The organism is Pseudomonas sp. G166, from assembly GCF_037027455.2.
Classification (GTDB): domain Bacteria; phylum Pseudomonadota; class Gammaproteobacteria; order Pseudomonadales; family Pseudomonadaceae; genus Aquipseudomonas.
Genome location: NZ_CP146985.1, coordinates 1736356 through 1753529, shown reverse-complemented (window position 1 = coordinate 1753529; position 17174 = coordinate 1736356). Strand labels below are relative to the sequence as shown.

The 17174-nt window shown below is 58.6% G+C and carries 11 protein-coding genes; all 11 read right to left on the bottom strand.

The features are described from left to right. Positions 1–50: 50 nt before the first annotated feature. Entirely contained in the window at positions 51–1526 is a 1476-nt protein-coding gene (locus SGN16_RS07865) for a sigma-54 dependent transcriptional regulator (protein ID WP_135844288.1), read from the bottom strand. 169 nt (positions 1527–1695) lie between these two features. After that, positions 1696–1992: a flagellar protein FliT gene (locus tag SGN16_RS07860; RefSeq protein ID WP_210643427.1), complete on the bottom strand. Its 297-nt coding sequence runs from the start codon at positions 1990–1992 to the stop codon at positions 1696–1698. 10 nt (positions 1993–2002) lie between these two features. Continuing rightward, positions 2003–2398, bottom strand: coding sequence for a flagellar export chaperone FliS (gene fliS, locus SGN16_RS07855; protein WP_210643426.1), 396 nt, complete (start codon positions 2396–2398; stop codon positions 2003–2005). A gap of 130 nt (positions 2399–2528) precedes the next feature. Continuing rightward, entirely contained in the window at positions 2529–3959 is a 1431-nt protein-coding gene (gene fliD, locus SGN16_RS07850) for a flagellar filament capping protein FliD (RefSeq protein ID WP_210643425.1), read from the bottom strand. Between the two features lie 82 nt (positions 3960–4041). Then, positions 4042–4419 (bottom strand): flagellar protein FlaG, encoded by a 378-nt coding sequence (locus SGN16_RS07845; protein ID WP_210643424.1) that lies wholly within the window; start codon positions 4417–4419, stop codon positions 4042–4044. 72 nt (positions 4420–4491) lie between these two features. Beyond that, positions 4492–5340, bottom strand: a complete 849-nt coding sequence (locus SGN16_RS07840; RefSeq protein ID WP_210645143.1) for a flagellin domain-containing protein — start codon at positions 5338–5340, stop codon at positions 4492–4494. A gap of 281 nt (positions 5341–5621) precedes the next feature. After that, entirely contained in the window at positions 5622–6548 is a 927-nt protein-coding gene (locus tag SGN16_RS07835) for a ketoacyl-ACP synthase III (protein ID WP_210645142.1), read from the bottom strand. 330 nt (positions 6549–6878) lie between these two features. Beyond that, positions 6879–9773 carry a TIGR00180 family glycosyltransferase gene (locus SGN16_RS07830; protein ID WP_335943660.1) on the bottom strand — a complete coding sequence of 965 codons (2895 nt, stop codon included), beginning with the start codon at positions 9771–9773 and terminating at the stop codon, positions 6879–6881. Positions 9774–9836: 63 nt separating this feature from the next. Beyond that, a complete protein-coding gene (locus tag SGN16_RS07825; protein WP_335943674.1) occupies positions 9837–13418 on the bottom strand; it encodes a glycosyltransferase in 3582 nt (1193 codons plus the stop codon). Between the two features lie 110 nt (positions 13419–13528). Beyond that, the gene (locus SGN16_RS07820) at positions 13529–15094 is read right to left on the bottom strand and encodes a flagellar hook-associated protein 3 (protein WP_335943659.1); all 1566 of its coding nucleotides are present in this window, start codon (positions 15092–15094) and stop codon (positions 13529–13531) included. Between the two features lie 13 nt (positions 15095–15107). Next, positions 15108–17174, bottom strand: coding sequence for a flagellar hook-associated protein FlgK (gene flgK / locus SGN16_RS07815; protein ID WP_210643421.1), 2067 nt, complete (start codon positions 17172–17174; stop codon positions 15108–15110).

The following is a 17174-nucleotide window of genomic DNA, read 5'->3' as shown; positions in this document are numbered from 1 at the left end:
CCCGTGCCGAAAAAAAACCGCCTGAAAATCAGGCGGTTGTAAAACAGGCGTCAATCATCCGCCTGTTCATCTCCTTCGCGCCGGCTCATACCGTACTTGCGCATCTTTTCCACCAGGGTGGTGCGGCGGATGCGCAGGCGCTCCGCGGCACGGGCCACGATACCGTTGGCGTCGTCCAAAGCCTGCTGGATAAGCCCTTGCTCCAGGCCACCGAGGTAGTCCTTCAGATCCAGGCCTTCGGGCGGCAGCAAGGCATTGGCGGTGAAATCTGGTGTATGGCCGTTGATAGCCACTCGTTCTTCCAGGTCGCTGCGCAGGCTGTCGACCATTTGTTCGTCTTCGTCATCGACGTAGCGGAATTTCTTCGGCAGCTCGGTCACGCCGATAACCCCGTACGGATGCATGATCGCCATGCGCTCCACCAGGTTGGCCAGCTCCCGGACATTGCCCGGCCAGCCATGACGGCACAGGGACATGATCGCCGCCGAGTTGAAGCGGATCGAACCACGCTTTTCGTGCTCCATGCGCGAAATCAGCTCGTTCATCAACAGCGGGATGTCTTCGACTCGCTCACGCAGTGGCGCCATTTCGATCGGGAAGACGTTGAGGCGGTAATAGAGGTCTTCACGGAAGCTGCCGATCTCGATCATGCTCTCGAGGTTCTTGTGGGTCGCAGCAATGATCCGCACGTCGACGCTCTGGGTCTTGTTGCTGCCCACGCGCTCGAACGTACGCTCCTGCAGCACCCGCAGCAGCTTGACCTGCATCGGCAACGGCATGTCGCCGATTTCATCAAGGAACAGCGTACCGCCGTTAGCCAGCTCGAAACGCCCGGCCCGGCTGGTAATGGCGCCGGTGAAGGCGCCCTTCTCGTGGCCGAACAGCTCGCTCTCCAGCAACTCGGCCGGAATCGCGCCACAGTTGACCGGCACAAATGGCGCTTCGCGACGCTTGGAGTGGTAATGCAGGTTGCGCGCAACCACTTCCTTACCGGTACCCGATTCGCCCAGGATCAACACGCTGGCGTCGGTATCGGCCACCTGTTGCATCATCTGGCGCACATGCTGGATCGCCCGGCTGGTGCCGACGAGGCTGCGGAAAAGATTGGGTTCGCGATGCCTGCCGCGTTCGCGGGCCTGGTCGTACATCTCGCGATAGACCTGGGCGCGATGCAGCGAATCCAGCAACTTGCTGTAGCTGGGCGGCATTTCGAGCGTGGAAAGTACCCGGCGACGCTGGTCTTCAGGCAAGTCAAGGGAAGAATTTTCGCCCATTAACAAAACCGGAAGGAACTCATCCCAGGTCGAGAGTGTCTTTAGCAAGCCCAAAAGAGTCGCGGGCGCATTGACGGTCCCGATCAGGACGCAAATGACTTCGCGACTGGACGACAAAGAGCCGACGGCCTGCTGCCAGTCATGGCTTCCGCAGGGTAAATTTTCTTCACCAAGAAAATTTAAGATCACCGCCAAGTCGCGGCGGCGGACGCTATCGTCATCGATCAGGAGAATTTTGGTTTCACGCCACATGCAATAGCAACTTCCCTAGTCAACTCAATGCCCGGAATTTGGGGGCAAGCTAGACGCTTGCAGACTTGTCATGCCTGTAGACGCCTTAAATCTGGATACAGCCACTAGTTAAGTCAAAAAACCGCGCACAGTCAAATTTATGGCGCACAGGGTTCGGATTAACTCAGCATTAACCGAACAGATGGTAAACCTTTGCCGCGTTCTGCGCTTGATGGATCTGCGACATCTCGTCGACGATTGCCTGACGCTCTCCCGTCGCCGCCTCCAGCAATTGCCGATAAACCCCCAGCAACTCCTCAAGTTTATTGCGCAACGCCACCTCGTCCACGTTGGACTCGCCCAGGACGTCTTCCATGCAGGAACGGCACGCCAGGTCCAATTGACCGATTGCCTCCCAGTTACGCTCGGCCAAGGCACCGACCAGGGCATCACGGGTTTGTTCGATTCGCTGCAAGACAAGACTCATGAGAGTACTCCTAGAATTGCGGACCAGGCGTGGCGATGGCATCCCAGCCTTCCTTGACCGTGCAAAGCAGATCAGCCACTTCGTCGAGGATCTTCGGATCGGCCTTGACGTTGGCCTCGGCCAAACGCTTCATCATGTAGGTATAGAGACCATCCAGCTCGGCCACTGACTCGGCCTGGTTTTCCAGGTCCAGGCCTTCACGCAGGCCGCCGACGATGCCAATGGCCTTGCCGATCAGCACGCCTCTGCTGGCGATATCGTTACGCTCCATCGCGCCCTTGGCCTGGGCAATACGATCCAGACCGCCCTCCATGAGCATCTGCACCAGACGATGGGGACTTGCTTCGGAGGTTTGCGCCTGGGCGCCAATCTTCTGGTATTGGCGAAGGGCCAACATCGGATTCATGTTCTACCTCATCAAAAAACTGCGGTTGGTATAAACAGCGTATCGACGCTGCGTCAAAAAACTTTAGGTCGAAAAGCCGAAAGCCCGGAACGTTGTCAAAACGTTGCCGGGCTTTTTGCATCGATCGAAATCAGCTGTTTTTCTGTTGTGCCGTCAATGCTTCGAACATCGAGGTGATGTTGCTGGCAGTAGCCTTCAGCTTGCCGACCAGGGTATCCATGTCGTTGTACTTTTTGGTGAGCGTGGCGGTCAGGGTCTCGACCCGGCGATCCAAGGCCTCCTGATCGTTCTTCAGGCGGGTCTGGGTCTTGGTCAGCGTGTTGGTGCGCTGATCGAGGATGCCGCCGGTCTGGGTGTAGGGTTCGATAGCCTTACCCATACGCTCCAGCAGGCCATCGGTGCCGGTGAAGAACGTTTGGACTTCGCCGCTGAGCTTTTTATCGCTCATCGCTGCGGTGAATTTGACGCTATCGAAGTTCAACGCACCCGTCTTCTGATCGGTGGTAATACCCAACTGGGCCATCGACGTCAGCTTGTCGCCAGCGCCGGTTTCAGACAGGGGCGCTCGAATCGCCGCCAGCAGCGAGCGAGGCAATGCGTCACCGGTCAATTTTGCCGACACCGTCAACTTCCCATCATCATCGAGCGACGGCTTGGTCAGTGCGGTAATGCTATTGGCGATCGCGTTATAGGCATCGACGAACTTCTGGATCGAGGCTTTCAGGCCATCGTTGTTCGGTGCCACGGTAACGGTTGAACTGGCGCTCGGCCCGCCACTGAGCAAATTCAAGGTCAACCCGGAAATCGCCGTGCTTACCGTATTGCTCTTGCTGGTCAGCGCCATGCCATCGACGGAGAACTTGGCATCTTGGGCCAGGGCACCGATGGCGCCCGCCGAAGTGGCCGTCAGAGCGGCACCGCCGGCCCCCACGACATTCGTCCCATCGATCTCCAGCCCTGCGATGCCGCTCACCGAGATGTCGGAACCTGCGCCGGTCGTGCTGGAACCCAGCACCAGGCGCGAACCGAAAGAGTCAGTGATGATGTTGGCACTGAAACCCGCAGCCTTGAGCGAAGTGTCGGCATTGATCGCGTCGCGAACCGATTGCAGGGTCGCACCGGACGCCACATCCAGGTTGTAGTCGACACCGTTCTGCTTGATGGTCAACGTACCGGACGGAATGGCACTGGAAGTGCCACCGGCGAAAGCGGCCGTAGTGACCTTGGAAGCCGTTGCGATACTATCGACCTTGATCGAATAGGTACCGTTCACCGCCGAGTTGCTGGCGGTTGCCGTCAGAACAGTGGGGGTCGAGGAGGTTGCAGCAAAACCCGCGAATTGCGGAGTCGTTGTGCTGGACAAGTCCTTCATCGCGGTATTGAAAGCTGCCAACAACGACTTCAGGGTTCCCACCCCGGAGATACTGTTGGTAGTCGTCGTCGTCGCTCGGGTGATCTGACCTTGCTTGGCGGCCTTGTCGGAGTCGACCAGGGCCTTGACGATCGCAGTGGTATCAAGGCCGGAGCCTAGACCCAAGCCAGGTAGAATTGGACTTGCCATGTGGGACTCCCTTCAGTGTGTCGCCGGCCTTTTGACCCTTACAACGCCCAAAAGAACATAGCAACAAAATTCGTGCCAGTTGTCAGGCTTCGGCGCTGAACAACAAGCTGTTTGCATCATTCAAACTATTGGCCAGTTTCAGAACTTCTTCGTTCGGGATCTGGCGAATCACTTCACCGGAACCACTGGCAATCACTTTGACCACTACTTTGCCTGAAGGCTCATCAATAGAGAACTCCAGGTTGCGCTTGACCGACTGGACGAACTTCTCGATTTCCTGAACGGCCTTCTTGAGTTTGTCCTGCTCGGCAGCAGCGTCTTTGGGAGTTTCCTTCACCGCAGCCACGACAGCAGCGTCGGCTTGAGGCTTCTCCACCGGCTTATCCACCGGCTTTCCGACCACCGTAGGAGCTGGCTTCGCCGCTGGATAAGACAAGTTCAGCTTCACGCTCATATCCATGTCCATCACCTCTTGAACGGAAAAAGCGAGAGAGTACGCAAGCGCACTCCCCCGCTAAAACTCATCCAGCTATTACTGAAGCAGCTTCAGTACAGCGGATGGCAGTTGGTTGGCCTGGGCCAGAACCGAGGTAGACGCTTGCTGCAGAGTCTGCTGCTTGGTCAGTTGTGCAGTTTCAGCAGCGAAGTCGGTATCTTGTACGCGACCCAGTGCAGCACTGGCGTTTTCGTTGATGTTCTGCAGGTTGGAGATAGTGCTGGCGAAACGGTTTTGTGCAGCACCGAGGTCAGCACGGGCACTGTTGATGGTGTCGATCGCGCTGGTGATTGCGTCCATGGCGGCCGAGAAGTTGGTTTCAGCAGCAGCGCTGTCGGAACCAACGATGGTGATTGCCGAGTCAACACCCAGGCTTGCAGCGTCGAAGCTGGCGCTCAAGGTCAGCGAGATCTGGTTGTCAGCACCGGTGTTCGAACCAACCTGGAAGGTCATGGTGCTGGCGGTACCGTCAAGCAGATTCTTACCGTTCAGGTTGGTGCTGTTGGCGATACGGGTCAGTTCGTCGCTCATCTGCGAGAACTCTTTGTTCAGAGCGACACGGTCGGTTGCGCTGTTGCTATCGTTACGGGACTGGATGGCCAGTTCACGCATACGCTGCAGAATGTTGGTTTGTTCCTGCATCGCGCCTTCAGCGGTCTGCGCCATGGAGATACCATCGTTGGCGTTTTTGATCGCCATGGTCTGACCGCGGATTTGCGAGGTCATACGGGTAGCGATCTGCAGGCCGGCGGCGTCGTCTTTGGCGCTGTTGATTTTCAGGCCGGAAGACAAACGGGTCATCGAAGTGGACAGAGCGTCGGAAGCCCGGTTCAGGTTCTTCTGAACGTTCAGCGATGTGGTGTTAGTGTTTACTGTTAAAGCCATGACGAATTCCTCGTTGGTTGGGTACTGCGGCTTCCGGCCCTTGGCAACCGCCGGGGTGTGGCCTAGAGAACCTTCGTAATAGTTATCGTCGGATTGGGAACTTGCTTGAGGGCTTTTTTCAAAATATTTGCTAGCAGACTGCCACCCCTTGCAAAACAAGGGTTTAGCGGCGGGTAAAGGCCCGAAAAATGGCGTCAAGAAAGCGCGAGACAAAATCGCGGGCAAAAAAAATAGCGCCACAGGCCAACCTGAAGCGCTATCTAAGGAAGAACATGAGTCGATCAATCGCGATAAAGAATCGCCGATCCCCACGACAGGCCCACACCGAACCCGCTGATCGCCACGCGCTTCCAGTCAGCATCCAGAACGTGCTTTTCCAGCAGTAGCGGAATACTCGACGAAACGGTGTTACCGGTCTCGACCATGTCCTTGATGAACTTCTCTGGCTCACCCTCGAAACGCCGCGCCACGGCATCGACAATCGCCGCACTGCCCTGGTGGATGCAGAACGCATCGATATCACTGGCTTGCAGTGACGACTCATCCAACAATTCGTGCAAATGAGCGGGTACTTTCAGCAAGGCAAAGTTGAAGACCTGGCGACCGTTCATGAAAAACACCCCGTCGCTGACCTTCAGGTGTGGCGCGCCGGAACCATCGGTACCGAACTTGGCCTTGCCCAACTGCCAGGTGGCGTCCTCGGCCATCCAGGTTGCCGTGGCGGCATCGCCAAACAACATGGTGGTGTTGCGGTCTTCAGGGTCGACGATTTTCGAATACGGGTCGGCGGTAACCAGCAGCCCATTCTTCAGCCCTGCAGCCTCCATGAAGCCTTTCAGGGCATAGATGCCGTACACATAGCCCGAGCAGCCCAGCGAGATATCGAACGCCGCCACATGGGTCGGCAGCCCGAGTTTGTCCTGCACGATGGCGGCGGTATGCGGCAACCCCTCTTCGTCACCGTTCTGGGTGACGACGATCAGCGCGTCGATTGATTCGCGCGAAAGCTGCGGATTGTTGGCGAACAATGCATTCACCGCTTCGACACACAGGTCCGAGGTTTCCTGGTCGGCGTCTTTGCGCGGCAGGAACGCCGAACCAATCTTGCCAAGGATGAATTCTTCATCCTTCTCGAATTTGGCACCCTGAGCGTAGTTATCCACACCAGCGGTCGGCACATAACTCGCTATGCTTTTTATGCCAATCATCATGGCTTCCCGATCATAAACTGCGACTAGGTTCACCCCCAAAAGCTCAGGGGCGCTTCAAAATAGTTGATTTTCCAAGGGGCGGACGCCTTGTCCAGCGAACGAACAGGCCTCCACTCCGGGGAATACAATACAGTGAAGATGCACTTTGTGACCTATGCGTCACGCCGTTTTGTTCTGGAAAGGCATTTTTTCATGACAAACGAAGCCGTGTCATTTCCCGCGACGGTATTGAACACTGGACAGAAGTCTTGAGGATGGCGGTGCAATTGGACAAGAACGCCGGCAGTTTTACCTGCCGGCGTCAATGGAACGCCTCACAAGGCGCAGTTATGCCAGCAATTCGGTCCAGGGTACGTTGCGCACCGGTCCCAGGGTGAAACCCGCGCCTTGCAACGCCAGGTTCCCGTTGTAGAAACGATCCTGGGCGAGCGCCTCGGACCACTTCTCACGCAGCGCCGCACGCGCCTCTGGCGTACTCGCCAGCACGCCGGACTGGATTACCTGCACGTGTGGCGTCCACACCGTCAGGTACCCGGCCTGGCCGACTCTGAGGCACAGGTCCACGTCACCCAAGGCCGCGTCGAACAGATCGCTGTCTATGCCGTCAGCAGCATTGAACAACTGCTTGGAAATCATCAAGCAGGCAAAAGACACCGCCGAGCAATTCTGCTCGACGACCAACCGGTTCATGTAACCTCTGGCAGTCTTCGGCTCGCCGATGAATGCCGAGCCAACGACGTCATTCAAACCCAGGATCAGGCCGGCCTGGGTGATACGGCCATCGCGCTCGGTCAGCTTGGCACCAACCACACCAACTTCCGGACGCAAGGCCTGATTGAGCAACGATTCGATCCAGTTGACATTGACCACCTCGCTGTCAGCCGCCAGGGTAACCAGATACTCGCCCTTGGCTTCCTGGCTGGCAGCGTTGATCAAGGACCCGGTTGCCATGCCCGGCTCGATATCCAACAAGCGAACACGACTGGCCTGATGCCCCTGCCCCTGAAGCCAGGTGCGCAGCACGGCGTTATCTGCCGCAACGGCGCCGAGCAATACCTCGTAGCGCTGATAGCGGGTGCGCTGCAGCACGCTGAGCAGGCAACGCTGGAGCGTCGTCAGATCGCCAACGCCGTGGACGATGATCGACACCAGGGGGCGTTCGGCAAAGCGGTAGTCGATTTTATGCGTACCCGGCACTACCGCGCTCACGTCAGCTTGATAACCGCGAACCGCCAGATGACGCAGCAATGTCTTGCGCTCATCGGCATTCTCTCCCACCGGCAATGCCAGGCAAGTCAGCAGAGGCTCATCCAGGTGGGCAAGTCCCTCCAGGCCGTCCTGCTCGATCAAACGCAACAGCAGGTCGAACTCCATCGCATTCTTGAACTCGCGCGAATAGCCGCCGAGTCTTACCAGCGTCTCGCGGCGTACCAGCCAATGGCGGGCCATCAAGGCCGGGGAGCTTTGCAACAAGTCAAGGTTGAACCCTGGCCGGAAAACATCGGCCAGCGTCCCGTCAGGCTGGCGCTGGAACTCATCCATCGCCACGGCTTGGCATTGCGGCGCGGCCAGCAATTCCACACCCGCGCGGAACAGACCGCCCGGCGTCAATTCATCACCGGCCTCGGCCAACACCATCCAATCGCAATCGCTCTGGCTGACCATCTGATTGATTTTGTCGACGTAATTGCTTTCGTTGACTTTGACGAAATGCAGGACTTGCTGTGGCGTCGTCTCGGCAGGCAGGTCACCGGTGGTAAACACGACAATCTTGAATGCCCGGCAGTAGCCATTGATGATGCTGTCGAAGGTGGCCTGCATCTTGAAGACGTCGGCCTCCAAGTCCAGGATCAAAATGCCAAACGTCGGGCCACCGTTACGAGCGGCCAGGTACTTGGACACCTTCTGGGCTTCACTCGCACTCGGTTCACGCGCCTCGAGCCAGCGCAGCAATTGACCGGAGCGCGTAGCGTCGAACAACCTCGCGGTATTTTCAAACGCTGCCGCCTTGAGCCGTTGTTCCCAAGCCTGGAGCATTTGCACGTAGCGCTTGTCACCCTTGGCCTGCATGACCTCCAGCAGTTGCTTCACCAGATCCTGGTTGAAGGCATAGCTCAGGAAAGCCCTGGCTAGTTGTTCATCGAGCGGCTCGGCGCTGGTATTGCGCTGGGGACGAGACAGCTCCTTCTGCTTGAGCATGACCGCTTCCAGCTCCGTCAACTGCACCCGGCCGCTGGGTGCTGCATGAAGCAGGAATTCCAGAGTGCTGAGCACGTCAAAAAAAGCCTGGTTATAGAAAGGCATCTCAACGTATTGCGTCGGTTCGAAACGCCGAACCGGTTCACCACGCCGCGAATCCCAGATCGACTCGAACAGCTTTTGGCTCTGCGGTACCGAACGCCCAGCCAGCTTCTTGACGATGGCTCCGGTATGTTCTCGCGCCGCAGCATCCACGCCGAATGCACTGGCCAAGGTCGTTGCCATACGCTCCTGCTCAGCGACCGCACGCAAGTCCTGGGAACCAGGCGCCGTGGCGACCGAGTCCTGCGGCTTCGCCACGCGGCTTCGCTCATGCAGGCCATAAGGAATGGCCAGCAAACGAACTCCCGCCTGCGCCACCACCCCATAGCAATGGCCGGCTTCCTGCAACCGCGAGTCAAAACCGGCAGGCAACGAAGCGTAGCTGCGTCGCAGGGTTTCAGTGCGCGTGAGTGCATTCACCAGGGATGGGCAATCCTCGACAAATGCGGCCAGCCGGGTGTCGGCCGATGCGCCGGAATAATCTTCACAGCCCTTGCGATCGAGCAAGTAATAGTCGACACGGTCGGCATGGGCCTCGAACGCCAGGCTGTAGCCTTGGCAGGCACTGTATTCGGGGTGTGTTTCCAGGAAACCCAACGCTTGTTCAAGAGCCTCGGGCAGCAGGAAACTCTCGGCATCGGCAATCGCCAGGTAAGGCGTGACGACTCGCTCGACGGCCTGACGGACCTTATCGCCGAAACCAATGGCCGTGGGTGCGTGCAGGTATTGCACGCCGGGGAATGCTGCCGTGATATCAGTGTGGATCCGGCTCGAGGAGTCGATGACCAGCACCGCGAACGCACTGTCGCGGTAGTGGTGCAACGCCCGCCGCAGGGCAGTCGACTGGTCGTGAGCGAGCAGCACCAGGGTAAACCGTTCATTCAACGGCGCAGTCGATCCTGTTGGGACATTGCTTTGCATATTGATTCCTTAACGAGTAGGTGCCCGCATCAGCGACACCGGGAATTTCGCGGTTGAAGCTGATCAATCCGGCAGCCAACCATTGGCCCAGTACTGCAGGTTATCGCCGCGCAAGATAAAGTCGCGCAGTACCACTTCACGTAATTCGTCACCCATCCGGTAACTGGCAATCGGATCCGCCAGGTGCATACGGATGGCCTCCAGCCATTCTTCGGCGCTGTTGGTGAGGACCCGGGTACAAGGCAGGTGCCCCCGGTAAGCCTCGGTATCCGAACAAATGACCGGATAGCCGCACGCACCGTATTCCAACAGGCGAAGGTTGCTTTTGCAGTCGTTGAAAATATGAAATTCCAGCGGCGCCAAGGCCAGGTCGAGATTCAGGCTGGCCAGCTTCGCCGGATAAGCCGCCAGGCTCACGCCAGGATGAAACTCATGGATATAGGGCTTGAGCAAATCCGGGCACATGCCGAAGAACACCCATTCGACTTCGTCAGCCAGCTCGCGCACGACATCAGCAATGAGCTCCAGGTCACCACGGTGGCTGGTGCCGCCGCCCCAACCGATACGCGGCTTGCTTGAGGTGGCACGCTGACTTCTGAGCTGGTGCCACAGGCCGGCAGCGAGCATGTTCGGCACCACGCGGATGTCGTGGTGCATGCTGGACAAGACGTCCGCCAGCGGATGGGTGGACACGACAACCCGATCACACAGGCCGATCCCTTGGCGCAGCAAGTCCTCAAGGTTGTCCGGCATGTTGCGGCGGTGTTCGTTTTTTTCCGGGACCTTGGCGATGTAGTCATCCAATTCGTAGATGCGCATGGCGTTGGAGTAAGTCTTGACTTGAGTAATGTCCTTGAACTTACCCACGTTATAGCGTCCCTGAAGGATGATCACATCCGGTGACTGGCGCTCGATGTCGATGATCGAGGGCGTATCGTAGGCAACACGCCCCACGATTCGCCCCGCCGCTTCCAGTTCGAACAGCGGCTGGCTGACCCGGTAATGCCCCACCGCCGAGGTATTGACCGCCATCCCCAGGATCGAAGGGACATTGCGGGTGATCAACGGATTCCAGCCGGTGCGTGGTCCGGGCTCAAGACTGAAGCTTTTCCCGGTCAGGGTCAGGTTACGGTTGTAGGCCGGATCGTTGGCGATCCTGGGCAACCAGCGCTGATAGAACGCCTCTTGCTCGTGCTCCAGCCGCTGCTTCCACGAGGGATCACGATTGACTTCCACGCCGGACGCCAGCACGACATCACTGTAGGGTGTGGTGACGATCAGGTAACCGTTTTTTCCGACCTGCTGGCATAACTCAAGGGAGTTGATGCGCTGCGTCGTGATCGTCTCATCGAACCCACCGGCCTCCTCCAGAACGTGCTTGCGCACCAACAGGCAGTGATCGCCGACAGCGCTCCAGTTCTGCACCGTCTGCAAGCGTTGCATATAGCCGCCAGACGTTATCGATTCATTGACGAAGGCCCTGCCCGCCAACCCACCCAGCCCCATGATCATGCCGGAGTCGATGACCCGGCCTTGCTGGTTGAGTGTGCGAGGCCCAACGATACCGACCTCGGGACGTTGCCCGTGATTGAGCAGTTCTTCCAGCCAGGCGGCTTCCAGCACGATGCAATTGGGGTTGAGCAACAACAGGTATTCGCCACGGGCGTGCTGTGTGGCGAAATTGCGGATCACCGCCTCGCTGGCACTTTCGGGGTGCAAGAATATTCGCAACTTTTCACTGCCCAGCTCAGCCATGGCCCGTAGCCAATGCTGCAGCTCGGCGTTTTCACTGGCGTTATCGACAATGATGATTTCGTAGTGCGGATACGCGGTCGTACTGATCAGGCTGTTTACGCAGCGCTCCAGCGCACTCAGGTCATCCTTGACACTGATGACGATCGACACCAGTGGTCGCTCGGCGAACAGGTATTCAATGCGCGGGATCAACGCCAGCAGCGGCCCTGGGTGGAGCCGGTGCGGCACGCCGATACGCTTTAGATGAGCTTCGATCAACCGGGCGTTTTGCTCGATGACCTCAGGCAACGACAGCCATTGGGCGAACGAAAACGTCGACTCGACCTGGACTTCAGGAATGTGACCAACGACCTGCGGCCCATCCGTTTCCACCAGTCGCCAGATCAAGTCATGGGGTGCCAGTTCGCCCAGGCTCGGATCGAATCCACCGCAGGCCAGGAATCGGGCACGCTCGAAAGCCAGTGTCCGACCGACATAGGGATAACCGCGCATCAGGTCGAGATTGAAGTCGGGCTTGAAGATCGGCTCCACCGACTTGTCATCCACCAGCGCCCCTTCATCGCTGTAGAGACAGGCAGCAGCCGGCGAGCTGACAATCCGGTCGGCCATGATCAGGAGCGCCGACTCGGTCAAGCGATCGCCGGCACGCAGCAGGTAGAACCAGTCGGCACCTTCCAGTTGAGGCAACAGCCCATTGAGCTGTTGCGCCCAGTCCGCTTGCAGCCCCAGGCGCAGGACATGGTTGTCCACCGCCTGGCGACCATTGGACAGCAGCAGCACCGATTCGCAGGCATAGGCCTGGGCCGCGATACTCTGCAGGGTAATACCCAACGCATAAGGATCGTCCTGCACATCGATAATGATGGGGATGATCATTGGACGATAGGTCCAGCGGGCGATCTGCCGGGACAGGACTTGCTTGCGCAATGGACTGAAACGTCGACACGCCAACCACTGCGCATAGAGGTCCGCGTAACTTTCGATGTCGGTGCCGACTTGCGAGCCGATGACACCCTGCCGAGTTGCAATGACCGAGTAGACGTTGATTTCTTCCCACTCGGGCGCCCCCGGCTCCTTGGTCTGCCCAAGCGTCTGGTAACGTACCCAGCCACTGGCTGGCGCCGGCTCGCCACTGCGCTGGGCCAACATTTCCTTGAGCCATGTCAGTTCTACCGTGGCCGCCTCAACCATCTTGAGCTGATGCCCCAGGCGCTCCGGATGTAACCGCTGGCCACTTCCCTCGGCGTAAAGCTGGACCAGATTACCCCGGCGCAACAGGCAAATGAACAAGGCAAAATCCAGGACTGCCTCGAAACCTTCACCGGGTCGCGCCAACGCTGGCAGCAAGGCCTCGACATCGGTGCGGCGCATCAACGCGCCACTCAAACCGCCGAGAATATTACGGGTGGTCTTTTCAAAATACGCCAGCATGTCGTTGCCGTTGAACATCGCATCGAACTGCGTGATGCCCGTGTTTTCAACACGCACCGGCAAGGCATAGTTGTCGGCATCGATCAGATGATGCTTGTTGATCACCAGCGATACTTGCGCATGTTCCTGCAGGATGGCCGCCTGTTGACTGACGCAGAACGCCAGCAACTGGTCGTCATCGCACAGGAACTTGATGAACTCGCCCCGGGACTCTTCAAGACAGCGCAGCAGGTTCTGCTGGAATCCCAGCCGAATCGGGTTGCGCAGGTAGCGCACCGCAACATTGGCGCCCACGCTTAGTTCCTGGACGATCCGCTCGATTTCATCGGTGCGGCAATCGTCGCAGATGACAATCTCAAGATTCTCGTAGGTCTGCTCGAGCGCGCTTTGCAAGGCGAGGCGGAAAAAGCGTGGGTGGAACGCGGGGATGGCAATGCTGACAAGAGGAGCTGATTTCACACGCATGGCTCTCAACCGGTGGGCGCCAACTCAGGCGAGAGCAGGACGTCCTGAATCGTATAAAAGAACGGGTCAGGGACCGCTTATAGCGTCACGGTCCCTGCCCTGGATCAGATTTTGTTGAACAATCCCAATTGCGTGATTTTGCTGAACGCCAACTGCGACGCCTGCAGCATAGTTTGTTGCAAGGTCAGGCGCGTCATCACTTCGGCCGCGTCGGAATCACGAATCGCCGACTGGGTCTGCGTGTTGGCCAGGACAAAGCTCTGATTGGTATCGCTCTGGGTATCGAGCGACTGGCCACGACCACCGACCGAACTCAATGCACTGGTCAACTGGTCAGTGCCACTGGCCAGGTTACCCATGGCCGAAGCCAGTGCCGCATTCAGTTTCTGGCCGGCAATGTTGTCGCCATCAACCGGCGTGTTCAAAGCAGTCCGCAACTGATTCACAGTGTCCAGGATGTTCTGTGTCTCGTGGGTATTGACTGCAATGCTGAATTGATCGTTGGCGGCCGGGGCACCATTGAGCGTGAAGCTCACGCCGGATGCGGTGGCAACGTTACCCGCCAGGGTGCCGCTGGACACCGGCTTGCTGTCAGCGTTCAGTGGTGCTGCGTACAGGTCGAAATCCGTGGCACTGGTGAACTTCAGCACCGCCGACCCCGTTGGGAAACTGGCGTGGTAGGCCACCGGATCGGTGATTTGGCTACCGGTGATCTGAGTCGCAGTGGAGTTTCCCGGACTGCGAGCCGGGGTGAACGTGTCGGGTTTAGCGGCCAGGGTGAAGGTGTGACCGGGCAACACCGTGCCGGCAACGTCGCCCGCTTGAAGGTTGACGTTCAAGGTCAGGTCGACACCGCGAAAGCTCACGGTCTGCCCGGGCTGGCTGTTGGGGTCGATGACACCGCCCTTGCTGGCTTCGGCGGTCACATCGTTGCCGCCCGAATCAGTGATTTTCAACTGGGTGCCACTGGCGAATTCCACTGTGTACGGCTCGCCGCTGCGGAACTGGCTGTTGTAGGTCACGCTGGACGAAACTTGGCCGTTGCTCAGCACCACGCGACCGTCATCCACCGCCGGCGCGGTCATGGTGACCTGGCTGCGACTGGTGTTGACGGCTTGCTGGAACACTTCCCAACCGGTGCTGTTGGTGGCCATCGACATGGTGTCGCCGATCGGCAGGTCAAGGGTGACCTGGTCACCGTTGTAGCTGTAGGTCCCGTCGTCGTTGCGGGAAAACGGTACGACATCGCCCTTGGAACCGGAAAAGATGTATTTGCCGTTTTCATCCTTGGTGTTCATCAGGCTCAGCAACTGATCTTCGATCGAGCCCAACTCCGAAGCGACCGCCTTGCGATCTGAGTCGGTGTAAGCGGCGTTACCGGCACTCACAGCCAGTTCCTTGGCGCGCTGCAGCACATTGCCAATGCTGGTCATGACCGCTTCGGTCGTGCCCAAGGTCGCCTTGATGGTGGTGACGTTGGCTTCATATTGGGAAAGCATCGAAGCCTGGTTGCCCAACTGCAGCAGACGCGAAGCGCCCACCGGATCATCAGCGGCGGTGTTCACACGCACCAGACTGCTGGCTTCCTCGCTGGTCTTGACCACCTTGGCGAAGTTTTTCTGGTAGTTCGCAGCCGTGCTTTCGTAAAACTGAGAGGTAGAAATGCGCATGGGCTACGGCTCCTTAAAGGCTGTTGATCAATGTGCTGAAGATTTGCTGCGCCGCCTTGATGATCTGCGAAGACGCCGTGTAGTACTGCTGGAACTTGACCAGGTTGCCGGTTTCTTCATCCAGGTCCACTCCCGACAATGAATCGCGGGCGGTCTTGGCGTTGTCCAGGATCGCGCCGGTGGCGGCACTGTCGAGCTTGCCCTGGGCAGCCTTGGCGCCAACACCCTCCACCAGCTTGCCGTAGGCATCGTTCAGGGAAATACCCTTGCTGCTGGAACCGGTGTCCACGGTCTTGGCGGTCTGCAAGCCGGCCAGGGCGGTGCCGTTACGATTGTCCAGGCTGCCGGCCTGGCTGAGGCTGACACTGATGGAGGCGCCATTGGACGGCGAACCGGCAATGGACATGTCAAACGCGACGGTGCGTTGTACCGGCGGCACGGACGAATCCATGATCGGATTGCCACTGGCATCCTTGAGCGGAACACTCAGGCTCAGTGTGTTGCTTTCGCCCGGTTTGATCGTCCCGCTGCTGATTGGGGAGCCCTTGGCATCCAGCAGTTGGTAAGCCTGGCTGGTGCCATCGGCGGACGTCGCGCCGAACACCACCTTGACCGGCATGGAATTCTTGATGCCGTTCTGGATGATGGTCGTGGTGGCGGCGTCGTAGATGTCCAGCTTCGTGGTCATGCTCGGCTGGCCGCTGGCAGGGATGGTCAGCGTACCGCTGCCCCCTGGGACGATGGCGGCGCCCAACGGCGCGGCAATCGCCAGCCGCTTGGAGTCGGTCATCTCGGTCTTGATGTTCGCCGCCTCGTTGCGGGTCGGAGTGAGCTTGAATGTGTCGCCGGCGGCCGCGGTGCCGTTGGCAAAAGTCATCGAGAAACCGTCGATCACCGGTGGCGGCGTAGTTGCGGTGTTGAACGCGCCCATCGAGGTGCCGTCGGGCAGGCGCTGGACGGTGTAGTCAGTGCCGCTGGTGAACGTCACCTTGTAGTCGTTGGTGGTCAGCTTGCCGGAGTCTTCGATGGCGATGTTGAAGTTGCCGGAGCCAGCGCTGTTGTTCAACGAGGCAACGCTGCGCTGACTGATCTGCGCGGCGCTGTTGATGTTGGTGAACAGGTTGGAGCCAAACGCCCCGTTCATGTCGATGCCCGACGCCTGGATGCTGTTCATCTGGTCGGCGACTACCAGGGCCACGCGCCCCAGTTCGTTCATGGCCGGGTCGAGCACGGTATTGCGGTAGCGCATCAGACCGCCAATTTCGCCGCCAGTGAGCACCGACGTCAGGTCCATGGAGCTGGAACCACTATTGAGCTGGATGCCAATGCGCCCCGGGTCATTCTTGTCCGGCACCGCTTCCAGGGTATTGACGGTATTGCCCATCACCAGGGGTTGGCCAGAACCCAGGTAAATGTCCAGGCTGCTGCCGTTCTCGACGACCTGCGTGCCGGTGAAGGTCGAGAGCTGGCGAATGGTTTCGCTGCGCGCATCGAGCAGGTCGTTGGGGGCGCCACCGGAGTTGGAGACTTCGGCGATTTTCTTGTTCAACTGCGCAACGGTGGCCGCCAGGTTATTGACCTGGTCGACCATGCTGCTCAAGTTGCCATTGATGTTCGTGCTCTGCTCCGTCAACTGGTTGGAAACCGAGTTGAAACGGTTGCTAAGGGCCTGAGCATCGCTGAGCAACAACTGCCGGGACGCATCATCACCGGGCTTGGCGTTGACGTTCTGCACCGAGGCGAAAAACTTGGTCAGCGCGCCGTTGAGACCGGTGCCGCTGTCCGACAGCAGGGAGTCGAGCGGGGTGATTTGCCCCTGATAGGCCGCCGCGTCGCTGTTGAGCGACGTGGTGGTTTTCAATTGTGCTTCAAGGAAGGCGTTATACACCCGGCGCACATCGGCCAGGGTCGTGCCGGAACCGATGAACACGTTGCCGTACTGGTTCGACGCCTTGGTGGTCTGCACGGTCTGCTGGCGCGAATAACCGGCGGTATCGACGTTGGCGATGTTGTTACCCGTGGTCACCAACGCAGTCTGGCTTGCTGACAGACCCGACATCCCTATATTGAGCAAACTCAT

What these genes read in the sequence shown, in the direction of transcription:
- SGN16_RS07865 (WP_135844288.1), bottom strand. Translation starts at nt 1,526, where the DNA reads ATGTGGCGTGAAACCAAAATTCTCCTGATCGATGACGATAGCGTCCGC.
- SGN16_RS07860 (WP_210643427.1), bottom strand. Translation starts at nt 1,992, where the DNA reads ATGAGTCTTGTCTTGCAGCGAATCGAACAAACCCGTGATGCCCTGGTC.
- fliS (WP_210643426.1), bottom strand. Translation starts at nt 2,398, where the DNA reads ATGAATCCGATGTTGGCCCTTCGCCAATACCAGAAGATTGGCGCCCAG.
- fliD (WP_210643425.1), bottom strand. Translation starts at nt 3,959, where the DNA reads ATGGCAAGTCCAATTCTACCTGGCTTGGGTCTAGGCTCCGGCCTTGAT.
- SGN16_RS07845 (WP_210643424.1), bottom strand. Translation starts at nt 4,419, where the DNA reads ATGGATATGAGCGTGAAGCTGAACTTGTCTTATCCAGCGGCGAAGCCA.
- SGN16_RS07840 (WP_210645143.1), bottom strand. Translation starts at nt 5,340, where the DNA reads ATGGCTTTAACAGTAAACACTAACACCACATCGCTGAACGTTCAGAAG.
- SGN16_RS07835 (WP_210645142.1), bottom strand. Translation starts at nt 6,548, where the DNA reads ATGATTGGCATAAAAAGCATAGCGAGTTATGTGCCGACCGCTGGTGTG.
- SGN16_RS07830 (WP_335943660.1), bottom strand. Translation starts at nt 9,773, where the DNA reads ATGCAAAGCAATGTCCCAACAGGATCGACTGCGCCGTTGAATGAACGG.
- SGN16_RS07820 (WP_335943659.1), bottom strand. Translation starts at nt 15,094, where the DNA reads ATGCGCATTTCTACCTCTCAGTTTTACGAAAGCACGGCTGCGAACTAC.
- flgK (WP_210643421.1), bottom strand. Translation starts at nt 17,174, where the DNA reads ATGAGTTTGCTCAATATAGGGATGTCGGGTCTGTCAGCAAGCCAGACT.